This window comes from Limnohabitans sp., from assembly GCF_031539105.1.
Lineage (GTDB): Bacteria > Pseudomonadota > Gammaproteobacteria > Burkholderiales > Burkholderiaceae_C > Limnohabitans.
Genome location: NZ_JAVKLM010000008.1, coordinates 40,253 through 51,978 on the forward strand (window position 1 = coordinate 40,253; position 11,726 = coordinate 51,978).

Annotated in this window: 10 protein-coding genes; 5 read left to right on the plus strand and 5 right to left on the minus strand. The window is 55.9% G+C overall.

The features are described from left to right. Positions 1-152: 152 nt before the first annotated feature. From RMR24_RS01295 to RMR24_RS01310, 4 genes are read left to right on the plus strand one after another with little or no spacing between them, the layout of a single operon-like run. Entirely contained in the window at positions 153-1,400 is a 1,248-nt protein-coding gene (locus RMR24_RS01295) for a TolC family protein (RefSeq protein ID WP_310613281.1), read from the plus strand. A 10-nt stretch (positions 1,401-1,410) separates the two neighbouring features. Continuing rightward, the gene (locus RMR24_RS01300) at positions 1,411-2,577 is read left to right on the plus strand and encodes an efflux RND transporter periplasmic adaptor subunit (protein ID WP_310613282.1); all 1,167 of its coding nucleotides are present in this window, start codon (positions 1,411-1,413) and stop codon (positions 2,575-2,577) included. A gap of 3 nt (positions 2,578-2,580) precedes the next feature. Continuing rightward, positions 2,581-5,691, plus strand: a complete 3,111-nt coding sequence (locus tag RMR24_RS01305) for an efflux RND transporter permease subunit (protein WP_310613283.1) — start codon at positions 2,581-2,583, stop codon at positions 5,689-5,691. A gap of 13 nt (positions 5,692-5,704) precedes the next feature. Continuing rightward, positions 5,705-6,046 carry a P-II family nitrogen regulator gene (locus RMR24_RS01310; protein ID WP_310613284.1) on the plus strand — a complete coding sequence of 114 codons (342 nt, stop codon included), beginning with the start codon at positions 5,705-5,707 and terminating at the stop codon, positions 6,044-6,046. Between the two features lies 1 nt (position 6,047). Here RMR24_RS01310 and RMR24_RS01315 read toward each other — a convergent pair whose 3' ends face one another. From RMR24_RS01315 to RMR24_RS01325, 3 genes are read right to left on the minus strand one after another with little or no spacing between them, the layout of a single operon-like run. Then, positions 6,048-7,067 carry a DUF6352 family protein gene (locus RMR24_RS01315; protein ID WP_310613285.1) on the minus strand — a complete coding sequence of 340 codons (1,020 nt, stop codon included), beginning with the start codon at positions 7,065-7,067 and terminating at the stop codon, positions 6,048-6,050. A 39-nt stretch (positions 7,068-7,106) separates the two neighbouring features. Beyond that, positions 7,107-7,460, minus strand: coding sequence for an RnfH family protein (locus RMR24_RS01320; RefSeq protein ID WP_310613392.1), 354 nt, complete (start codon positions 7,458-7,460; stop codon positions 7,107-7,109). A gap of 2 nt (positions 7,461-7,462) precedes the next feature. Then, positions 7,463-7,915, minus strand: coding sequence for a type II toxin-antitoxin system RatA family toxin (locus RMR24_RS01325; RefSeq protein WP_310613286.1), 453 nt, complete (start codon positions 7,913-7,915; stop codon positions 7,463-7,465). Between the two features lie 47 nt (positions 7,916-7,962). Between RMR24_RS01325 and smpB the strand changes: the two genes are divergently transcribed. Next, positions 7,963-8,439 carry an SsrA-binding protein SmpB gene (gene smpB, locus RMR24_RS01330; protein WP_310613287.1) on the plus strand — a complete coding sequence of 159 codons (477 nt, stop codon included), beginning with the start codon at positions 7,963-7,965 and terminating at the stop codon, positions 8,437-8,439. Positions 8,440-8,478: 39 nt separating this feature from the next. Here smpB and RMR24_RS01335 read toward each other — a convergent pair whose 3' ends face one another. Both RMR24_RS01335 and murI read right to left on the minus strand, forming a co-directional pair. Continuing rightward, positions 8,479-10,827 carry a YgiQ family radical SAM protein gene (locus RMR24_RS01335; protein WP_310613288.1) on the minus strand — a complete coding sequence of 783 codons (2,349 nt, stop codon included), beginning with the start codon at positions 10,825-10,827 and terminating at the stop codon, positions 8,479-8,481. 62 nt (positions 10,828-10,889) lie between these two features. Next, on the minus strand, positions 10,890-11,714 hold the full coding sequence (murI, locus tag RMR24_RS01340; RefSeq protein ID WP_310613289.1) for a glutamate racemase: 825 nt from the start codon (positions 11,712-11,714) through the stop codon (positions 10,890-10,892). Positions 11,715-11,726: the final 12 nt, after the last annotated feature.

Below are 11,726 nucleotides of genomic sequence, written 5' to 3' on the forward strand. Positions count from 1 at the left end.
TTGATAGCTCCAAAAGCAGCATTGTACGTATCGGGTAGGCACGGCTTGTATACAGAGTGCCTCCCAACGTATTCCTTAATGAGTAGATGGCATTGGCGCTTCTACGACAATGCACACACTTCATTTGCAAAATTCGCACAAAGGTGATTCGTTTGACATTCCAAGCTAAAAAACAACTGACCACCCTGCTCTTTTGCATCTCTGCTGGTTTTGGCAATTTGGCCTGTGCCGATACCGCCAAACTGAGCTTGCCAGATTTAGAGACCATGATGTTCAGCCAAAGCCCCGCTTTGCGTGGCGCGGCCAGTGCGGTCGATGCCGCACGCGCGGCAGTGGACACCGCACGCACTATTCCCAATCCGCAAATTGAGGTCATGAATGGCAATCGCAATCCACGACCAGGCAATACCAGCCCGACAGGAACGCTGAAAACCGTCAGCCTCACCCAAGACCTCGACATGCCTTGGCACCGCTTCCCGCGTGTCGATGGCGCAATTGCTGGCTACAACGCTGCTCAAGCGAATGAACGCGCATTCAAGTCAGACATATTGGCTCAACTGCGCTTGCGTTATTACGACCTTGTGCGCCGCGTTGCCGAAAACCGTGCGGTCAAAGAGGATGTGTTGCTGATGGAAGGCATACACAAGCGCATCGCCTTGCAGGTGGAGACGGGTGAAAAAGCCAAGTTTGAATTGGTCAAAGCCAACGCCGAGCTCCTGAACGCGCAAAAAATGCACGAATCTTCGGTTCTTCGCGTTCGTCAAGCAAGAGGTGCCTTGCGCGCTTTGGTTGGCATTCAACTGCCAGAAAGCTTTGAAGTACAAGAACAGCACCATGTCTTCGCGCGCCCGACCGCCTTGAACGAAGTGCGTGCCGAAGTGATGAATAACAACCCTGAGCTGCAACGCACACGGGCTGAACGCCAACAGTTTGATCGCAAGTTGAGCGAAGAAAAAGCGCTGCGTTTTCCAAAATTTTCACTGCGTGCCGACCAGGACCTAGACCCCGAGTGGCGCAGCAAACGCGTGGGTTTGGCCATGAGCGTGCCTTTGTGGGACTGGCGTGGCGGCCCTGTGGGTGAAGCAGCGGCCAAACTTTCTCAATCGACAAACGAGCTGGCATACCAAGAACTGTCATTGGTGCAGTCTTTAGAAGCTGCGTATCAGCAATACGACATTGCCAACGCACAGACTGTGGCGCTAGAAAGCGGCATCGTGCGCCACGCGGCTGACGCACTGCGCATTGCCGAGCTGGCCTACAAAGCTGGCGAGAAAAGCTTTTTGGAAGTCATGGATGCCCAGCGCGTCTATCGTGCCGCGCGCAACGAACTCATCACCGCGCAGTTTGAGTTGGCCAGCGCTTGGGCTGAAATCGAACGCATACGTGCCACCACGCCTTGAACGCGCAAAAATGAATTTCAAAACACACAAATTTCACGCATTAACTGCCCTGCTGTTGTGCAGCGTCTTGGCTTTGTCTGCTTGCAAAAAGGCCACGGTTCAAGAAGCCAGTAACACCGAGAGCGATGCCATGCGTGTGTTTGCACCTGAGAGCTTGCAAGCGCAAATCAAGGTCGCTGAGGTGGTCAGCCAAGAAATGTCGGACACCCTGCGCGCGGCCGGTCAAATTGATTTTGACGAACAAGCCCTCACCCGTATCGGCGCCAGTGTGACGGGGCGTGTCACGCAAATTCAAGCCACCTTGGGCCAAATGGTCAACAAGGGTGATACCTTGGCCTTGATCAACAGCAGCGAGCTGTCTGGCTCGCAATTGGCTTACCTCAAAGCCCGCTCAGAAAAAGAGCTGCACCGCCGCAACATGGAGCGTGCCAAAACTTTGTTTGAGGCTGACGTGATCAGTGCTGCCGAACTGAACCGCCGCGAAAGCGAATACGAAATTGCCTCCGCCGAAACCCGCGCTGCACAAGACCAACTTCGGGTGCTGGGCGTGAGCCCCAAATCGATTGAACGTTTGGGCAGCACCGGCACCATCGACTCAGTGGCCAGCGTCATGGCCACTATCAAAGGCGTGGTGGTGGAGCGCAAAATTGCTGCCGGCCAAGTGGTGCAACCTTCAGACGTATTGTTTGCCGTGGCCGACCTGAGCCGCGTCTGGGCTGTGGCCCAAGTGCCAGAACAGCAAGTGGGCCAAGTCAAAGTGGGCCAATCGGTGAGCATTGAAGTGCCTGCACTCGGCCATGAAAAACTCCTAGGCAAGCTGATTTATGTGGGCCAAACCGTCAACCCAGAAACACGCACGGTACTGGTTCGCACCGAACTCGACAACAAGGGTGGCCGCCTCAAGCCATCCATGTTGGCTTCCATGCTGATTGAGTCTGCGCCCGTGCAACGCTTGGTCGTGCCCATCACTGCTGTGGTTCGCCAAGACGATACCGACCATGTGTTTGTAGAACTGTCTGCCAACAATTTCCGCCTGACAGCTGTCAAATTGGCCGCTGAGCAAAACGGCCAGCGCGTGGTGCTAGAAGGTCTCAAGCCCGGTATGCGCATCGTGTCTGATGGTGCGTTTCACCTCAACAACCACCGCAATTTGGCTGAGATGGAAAACGGGAGCTAAGCCATGTTGGAATCTCTCGTTCGTGGTGCGCTCAAGCAGCGCTTGGTGGTGTGCGTCATTGCGGTGGTGCTGCTGTTTTTTGGCTTGCACGCCGCCACCAAACTATCGGTGGATGCTTTTCCAGATGTGACCAACGTGCAGGTGCAAATCGCGACCGAAGCACCTGGCCGCTCACCCGAGGAGGTGGAGCGCTTTGCCACCGTGCCCATCGAAGTGGCCATGACCGGCCTGCCTGGCCTGACAGAGTTGCGCTCGCTCAACAAGCCCGGTTTGTCACTCATCACCCTCGTGTTCACTGACAGTACCAGCGTGTACTTTGCACGCCAGTTGGTGATGGAGCGCTTGATGGAAGTAGGCCAACGCCTGCCCCCTGGCATCACACCGGTACTGGGGCCCGTGTCGTCGGGCTTGGGCGAGGTGTACCAATACACGCTGGAACATGCAGCCGACGGTAACCGCGAGCTGAGCGAAGAAGAACTCACCCAGCGCCGTGTGGTGCAAGACTGGGTGCTGCGCCCGCTGCTGCGCTCTATTCCCGGTGTGGCCGAAATCAACTCTCAAGGTGGCTACGTCAAGCAGTACCACGTGCTGGTCAACCCAGAGCGTTTGCGTCACTACCGCATCAGCCTGTCTGAGGTGTACGACGCCGTCTCTCGCAACAACGCCAACTCAGGCGGCGGCGTGCTGCCCCAAGCGTCTGAGCAATACCTGATTCGTGGCGTCGGCCTGATTCAAGGTGTGGGCGACTTGGGCCAAATCGTGTTGAAAGAAATCAACGGCACGCCGGTGTACATGCGCGATGTAGCAGAAGTCACGCTGGGCCACGATGTGCGCCAAGGCGCAGTCATCAAGAACGGTACCACCGAAGCAGTGGGCGGCATTGTGATGATGATGACGGGCGGCAACGCCAAAGAAGTGGTGAGTCGCATCAAGAAACGTGTGAAAGAAATCAACGACCGCGGCATGCTGCCCAGCGAGCTGAAAGTGGTGCCGTATTACGACCGCTCAGAGCTGGTCGACGCGGCACTGTGGACCGTCACCAAAGTGCTGATTGAAGGCGTGGTGTTGGTGGTGATTGTGTTGTTCTTATTTTTAGGCGATGTGCGCTCGTCGCTCATTGTGGTGGCCACTTTAGTGCTCACGCCGCTGCTCACCTTCATGGCCATGAACAAGCTGGGCATTTCGGCCAACCTCATGTCGCTAGGCGGCTTGGCCATTGCCATTGGTTTGATGGTCGACGGTTCGGTGGTGGTGGTGGAAAACGCTTATGCCCGTTTGGGACGCGCCGCAGAGTTGGGTGAAAGCAAGGTGCGCGGCATTTTGAATGCCGTGCTTGAAGTGGCTACGCCAGTGATTTTTGGTGTGGGCATCATCATCTTGGTGTTCTTGCCCTTGATGACTTTGCAAGGCATGGAGGGCAAGATGTTTGCCCCACTCGCCTACACCATTGCCATTGCTTTGGCTGTGTCGTTGGTGTTGTCGATGACCCTGTCACCCGTGCTGTCCTCCTATTTACTCAAGCCGCCTGTCGGTGACGGTGACCACGACACGCCGCTGATTAAGGCGCTCAAGTCACGCTATTTGAAGCTGCTGGACTTGGCCATGTCTCACCAAAAACGCACAGTGCAGGTGTCGCTGGCCACCTTGGTGCTATCGGTGTTGATCCTGCCGTTTTTGGGGACCGCCTTTATTCCAGAAATGAAAGAAGGCTCGGTGGTGCCGGGTATCAACCGCGTACCTAACATCTCGCTGAACGAATCCATCAAGATGGAAATGCAGGCCATGAAGCTGGTCATGACAGTGCCCGGCGTGAAGTCGGCCATTTCTAGCTTGGGTCGCGGCGAATCACCTGCTGACCCGCAAAGCGTGAACGAATCGACCCCGATTGTCAGCTTGAAGCCCCGCAGCGAATGGCCATCAGGCTGGGACCAAACAGACATCACCCATGCCATGAATGAAAAACTCAAGGCCTTGCCCGGTGTGCAAATTGTGATGGCGCAACCCATCTCAGACCGTGTGGACGAAATGGTCACAGGCGTACGCTCAGACATTGCGGTGAAGGTGTTTGGCGACGATTTGGATGAGCTCAAACGCGTGGCCAACCAAATTGCCAAAGTGGCCCAAACCATCCAAGGCGCACAAGACTTGCGCGTGGAGCGCATCTCGGGCCAGCAGTATTTGCAAATTGACATCGACCGCCAAGCCATTGCACGTATGGGCTTGAACGTGTCGGATGTGAACGACATGATCGAAACCGCCATCGGCGGCAAAGTGGCCTCTGAGGTGTTTGAGGGAGAGCGCCGCTTTTCGGCCGTGGTGCGTTTACCAGAGCGCTTTCGCAACAACATCGAAGCCATCTCCAACATCATCTTGAGTTCTGCCAACGGTGCGCAAGCCCGATTGGACGACGTCGCCAAGATTCATGTTTTGGATGGACCTGCCCAAATTTCACGCGAAATGGCCAAGCGACGCATTGTCGTGGGCATCAACGTGAAAGACCGTGACTTGGGCAGCTTTGTGACGGAGCTGCAAGCCAAGGTGGACGACAAAATCAAACTCCCCGAAGGCTACTATCTTGAATGGGGCGGCCAGTTCCAAAATATGGAACGCGCCTTGGGCCACTTGAAAATCATTGTGCCCATCACCGTCGCAGCGATTTTCTTTTTGCTGTTCTTGCTGTTTAACTCGGTCAAGTTCGCCACGCTCATCATCACGGTGCTGCCGTTTGCATCAGTGGGTGGGGTTTTGGGCTTGTTCATTGCGGGTGAATATTTGTCGGTGCCTGCATCGGTGGGCTTCATTGCGCTGTGGGGCATTGCGGTGCTCAACGGTGTGGTGTTGGTGTCGTACATCCGCAGCTTGCGCGAAGGCGGCATGTCGGTCAAAGAAGCGGTGCTAGAGGGCGCACGCCAGCGCTTCCGCCCCGTCATGATGACCGCCACGGTAGCGATGCTGGGCCTGATTCCGTTCTTGATTTCAGATGGCCCCGGCTCTGAAGTGCAGCGCCCCTTGGCCATTGTGGTGATTGGTGGCTTGATCACCTGCACCTTGCTGACCTTGGTGGTGGTGCCCACGATTTACCACTGGTTTGACGAAAAAGATACCGAAGCTTGAGCGAAAGAAAAACATGAAAGAAATCAAAGCCATCATTCGCCCCTCCAAGCTGCCAACGCTGCGTGAAAAGCTACGCACCCTGCCCGGCTTTCCTGGGATGACGGTGAGCAAAGCTGAAGGCTGCTCAGCCCCCAGCTTGCACACCCCCGCCAACGTGAAAGAAGAGTTGACCGACTACACGCCCAAAGTGCGCATTGAAATTGTGTCGCCCGACGAGCTATGCGACAGCATCGTGGACTTGATTGTTCACACCGCACAGATCGGTCAAATAGGCGACGGGCTGGTGTGGGTGACAGACATCACACGCGCGGTGTTTTTGTATAAGTCGGTGGCAGGGCCAATCGAGCGGTCTTAATTCATGACCGCTTGGCGAGCGGTAAATTCAGCAACAGGTTTTGTGGCTTGAGTTTCAAGCGTTGATTGGCATCGACCGCCATGGCCAAGTAAACAGGTTTGCCACGTACCTCAGCCAACATGTCGTTGGGGTCCACAAACTCCAGTTTGAACAAACACAGCAAGCGCTCCATGCGTTCAGCGTCAACCTCTTTGCCTTGGTAAAGGTCATTCAGCACACCACTGGCTTGGGCATCTAGGCCCACATGCCACACCCAATGGTCGTCGTTGATTTCGCGCTCAGTCTGTATGCGCACCTGCACACCTAAAAAGTGTTGCACCCATTTGGCCATCACCTCGCACAGCGCGTTCAACGCAGGCTGGCCGCGGTTCAAGCTAACCACCCAGTCAAAACTCTCGCTACGGGGCCAATACGCGTCTTGGTTGTCGTCGTTGAGCACATCCAAGTCCACGCTGCGCAATTTGATGCCGCCTTGTTTGAGTAACTCACCAATCGAGCCAAAGCCGCTTTGTGTGGCGTGACGCTCGACGGTTTCATCATCTGCCGCCATGACCGAGCCATCCTCAAGCACGGTCACTTTTTGCGTGTGCATCAACATCTCAGCCGCACGCGCTTGCATAGCCGTGGGTGTTTCGCCCAAGACATGGCGCAACAAGATGTGGGTGATGTGCTGCACCAACAGCGGCGGTACGTCCACGCCCTCACCTTTGAATAAGGCGATGTAGCTGGCTTCCAGCGTTGCAAGCGTGGTGATGCGCTGACGAAAACGCAGCCACACGGCGTAGTTGTCGGCAGCATCTTTGTCTGCCAGCTTTGTCAATTCTTGTGTAGTCACCTCAAGCCGTGGTTGCTCAACCAAGCTGTGATGCAAAGCCACTTCGGCAGCGCACGAGGTGGCGATGGGGGCCAGCTCTGGGCGCTCTAAGAGAAAACGCAAAAAGTCGTCGGTCACCACCAAATGGCCCGCATCGTTATGGGCGAGAAGCGAGTAGCCGCAAGTGGGCCAAAAGTTTTGTGTCATAAGTTAAGCCTGATGAAGGCGCAGATTCAGTTACGAAGGTCAGTAGCCAGGTTTAGCGCCATCGCGGCGCTTAGAAAACAAGCCTGCTCGGTTAGAGCCTTGTTTTTGAAAACGCTCACGACGCGCAACCTTTGGGTCTACGGTGAGTGGGCGGCAAATTTCGATGCGGTCTAAATCACGCAGCACATGGTCGGGGCTTGTCTTCTTGCCCCAAATACAAACGGTGAAGGCTTCGGACTGGCTCAAGTCAATCTCTGGGCATTCGGCCAACAAGCCGCTTTGTTGCAAAGCTTGCATCACCGTCACGCCCGAGCTCAGTGGCAATAGGCGCTCATGCACGACGCGGGGAGCGGGCGAGTACATCACGGTGATGTTGACGCTGGAGGTGCGCATGTTCACGCCACGTACACCTGCTCTGCACGCTTCACAAAGGCATCAACCAAAGTGGCCGCGATTTTGTCGAACACGGGGCCAACCAAGGTGCCAAACATGCTCTCGAAGGCGTAGTTCAAGGTCAGCTCAATGCGACAGGCGCGTTGAGGCTCTTGGGTATTTGGGTCAAGCAGCGGATGAAAATCCCAAGTGCCATCGAGGTGCTTGAACGGGCCGTCGATCAGCTCGAGTTTGACTTGGCGACCTTCGATGTGCACGTTGCGCGTGGTGAAGCTTTTGTGAAAGCCTCCAAAGGTCATGCCCACTTGCGCGGTGGCGCCATCAATGTGCGACTCGACCACGCCCGCACGGTCACACCAAGGTAAGAACTCGGGATATCGGGCTACATCGGTGACCAGCGCAAACATTTCTTCAGCGCTGAACCAGATCAAAACGGACTTGTGTACGGTTTTCATAGAATGGTCCATATTGTAAGAAGCTCTACCGTCCCCACATTCACTCAATGGCTACCAAAAAACCTGCAATTCAAACGCGCATCGCTGATAACAAAAAAGCCGCATACAACTATTTCTTCGAAGAAAAGTTCGAGGCAGGCATGGTGCTAGAAGGCTGGGAAGTTAAATCCGCCCGAGAAGGCAAAGTGCAGCTTACCGACGGTTATGTGGTGGTGCGCAATGGCGAGCTGTTTTTGATCGGTTGCCAAATCAACCCACTGCACACAGCTTCGAGCCACGTCAATCCAGACAATGTGCGTACGAAAAAACTGCTGCTGAAAAAAGACGAGATCAAACGCCTCATCAGCAAGGTCGAGCAAAAAGGCCACACCTTGGTGCCCATTAACTTGCATTGGAAGAATGGCAAGATCAAATGCGAAATTGCGCTGGCCAAAGGCAAGGCCGAGCACGACAAGCGCGACACCATCAAAGACCGTGAAGGCAAGCGTGAGGTGGAGCGTGCGATGAAGTCACGCAGTCGCTAAACACATGTATCTGAGCGGCTCTCGCTCAGACTTCTCTCATCAAGGGTTGGATTTTCGCTTGGCAGCATTGGCGCTGGCTTTACCTGCGCCATTGACACGTGGTGGCAAGCCCGTGTGTTGCGTGAGCACTCGGCCCTTGGTCGGCGTCACTGTGCTGTTCTTACGACGCGCACTGGTATAGCCACCATCTGTCAAGGGCTGGAAGGTGGGGATCAGATGCTGCTTGCCATTCCCAATCAAGTCAGCACGTCCCATGGCTTTCAAGGCTTCGCGCAACAAGGGCCAGTTATTTGCATCGTGATAGCGCAAGAAGGCTTTGTGCAAACGGCGACGGCGTTCGCCACGCACCACATCTACTTTTTCACTGCTGCGTGTCACGCGGCCCAATGGGTTGCGACCTGAGTGATACATGGCTGTGGCCGTGGCCATGGGGCTGGGGTAGAAGGTTTGGACCTGATCTGCACGAAAGCCATTGCGCTTGAGCCACAAGGCCAAGTTCATCATGTCTTCGTCACTGGTGCCGGGGTGAGCAGCGATGAAGTAAGGGATCAGAAACTGCTTCTTACCCACTTCAGCGCTGTACTTGTCAAACATCTGTTTGAACTTGTCGTAGCTGCCAATGCCAGGCTTCATCATCTTGGAGAGTGGACCGCCCTCGGTGTGCTCGGGCGCGATCTTGAGGTAGCCCCCCACATGGTGCTGCACCAACTCTTTCACATACTCGGGCGACTGCACGGCCAAGTCGTAACGCAGGCCGGAACCAATGAGAATTTTCTTCACACCCTTCAATTCACGTGCACGGCGGTACATGTGGATCAACGAGCTGTGGTCAGTGTTCAGGTTTTGGCAAATGCCTGGGTACACGCAGCTCGGCTTGCGACATGCCGACTCAATCTCAGGGCTCTTGCAGCCAATGCGGTACATATTGGCCGTGGGGCCGCCGAGGTCAGAAATGACGCCAGTGAAGCCAGGCACTTTGTCGCGGATGTCTTCAATCTCGCGAATGATGGAGTCTTCGCTGCGGCTCTGAATAATGCGGCCTTCGTGCTCAGTGATGGAACAAAACGTACAGCCGCCAAAGCAGCCGCGCATGATGTTGACACTGAAGCGAATCATCTCCCACGCAGGAATTTTGGTCTCGCCATCGTGGCCGCCTTTGTCATCGGCATAGGTGGGATGGGGGCTACGGGCGTAAGGCAAGTCAAACACCAAATCCATCTCAGCCGTGGTGAGTGGGATGGGCGGTGGGTTGACCCACACATCGCGAGCGGTATGGCCTTCGCCGTGGGCTTGCACCAAAGCGCGGGCGTTGCCGGGGTTGGTTTCTAAATGCAGCACGCGGTTGGCATGCGCGTAGAGCACAGGGTCTGATTTAACTTGCTCGAACGCAGGCAGACGAATCACGCTGCGATCACGCGGTGGCACTTTGAGTTTGCCATTGCCTTGCAAAGGCGGCAAATTTGGATTGGGAACAAAGTTCAACGGCGAAACGGTAAAGCCAGTTTGGGCTTTCGCACCCACTTGTGAGTTAGCTGCATCAGCCACCGCATTGGCCTCGTCTTCGCGCGCGCAAGTCTCACCTTGTGCCTTAGCTTGGTCGCTCACCATCAAATAGGGATTGACATGTGCCTCCACCCTGCCAGGCACATCGATGCTGGAGGAATCGATCTCAAACCAACCTTCAGGTGTCTCGCGGCGCACAAAAGCAGTGCCACGCACGTCCGTGATATCGCGTACGGGCTCTTTGGCTGCCAAACGGTGGGCGATTTCAACAATCGCGCGTTCGGCGTTGCCGTACAGCAGCAAATCGCATTTGCTGTCGACCACGATCGAGCGACGCACTTTGTCGGACCAATAGTCGTAATGCGCAATTCGGCGAAGCGATCCTTCGATGCCTCCCAACACGATGGGCACATCGTTATAAGCTTCTTTGCAGCGTTGGCTGTAAACCAAAGCGGCGCGGTCAGGCCGCTTGCCACCGACGTCGCCTGGGGTGTAGGCGTCGTCGCTGCGAATTTTGTGATCCGCCGTGTAGCGGTTGATCATCGAATCCATATTGCCAGCAGTCACGCCAAAAAACAGGTTCGGTTTACCCAAGGCTTTGAAAGGGTCGGCACTTTGCCAATCGGGCTGGGCAATGATGCCCACACGGAAACCTTGGTTCTCGAGCATGCGGCCGATCACCGCCATACCAAAGCTGGGGTGATCCACATACGCGTCGCCAGTGACGATGATGATGTCGCAGCTGTCCCAGCCGAGTTGTGTCATTTCCTCCCGCGACATTGGCAAAAATGGGGCCGTGCCAAAACGAGCTGCCCAGTACTTGCGGTAACTGTTCAGTGGCTTGGCGTTGCGGGGGAAAAGGGAGACGTCGGCGTAGGCATTCATGAGGTGCCAAGTGTAAGGGTTTGCCCCTTCCCTTGGTGTTTCAGGGGCTATCCCCCGCCGCTTTAAGGCAGCGCCTGCACTGTGAGCGGTGCGTCCCACAGGTGTGACATGACTGCTTGTGCCTGCGCCACATCACCCGAGGTAAAAAACTGCACTCGGCCTTGAACGGCGGCATCAGACAAGCAGCCGTTCTCTGCCAACCGACGGGCCAGCTCACGGGCCACAGCCTCAGCAGGGTCTAGCAGCATCACGCCCTCACCCGCAATGCGCTGAATGGTTTCGCGTAAGAAAGGGTAATGCGTGCAGCCCAAAACCAAGGTGTCGGCGCCCTGCTCTAACAATGGCTTGATGAGCTGGCGCAGCAAGGCTTCGGTTTCAGCGCTGTGCAAATCGGCACGTTCCACCTGCTCCACCAAGCCGGGGCAGCCTTGCAGCAAGATGCGCTTGTCTGAGGCATAAAGATCGACCAGCCTAGCCACCGAAGCGCTTTGTACTGTTTGGCGGGTAGCCAAAACACCCACCACGCCGCTGCGTGTGAGGGCCACAGCGGGTTTGATGGCGGGCTCAATCGCCACCACGGGCAAATGCGTTTGTTCGCGCAGGGTTTTGGCAGCCACCACCGTGGCCGTGTTGCAAGCGATGGTGATGCTCTTCACGCCTTGCTTGGCCAACCAGTTGCCCACGGTGAGGGTGCGCTGAGTGATATGTGCTTCTGATTGATCGCCATAAGGCGCATGGCCAGAATCCGCCACATAGACCAGGTGCTCATGCGGCAGCGCAGCGTGGATGGCGCGCAACACGGAGAGGCCGCCAACGCCTGAATCAAACACGCCGATGGCGCCTTGAAAAGGGCTCGCTGTCGAGGCTGAATCAATGGGCTGGGACATGGTCCGAAGATG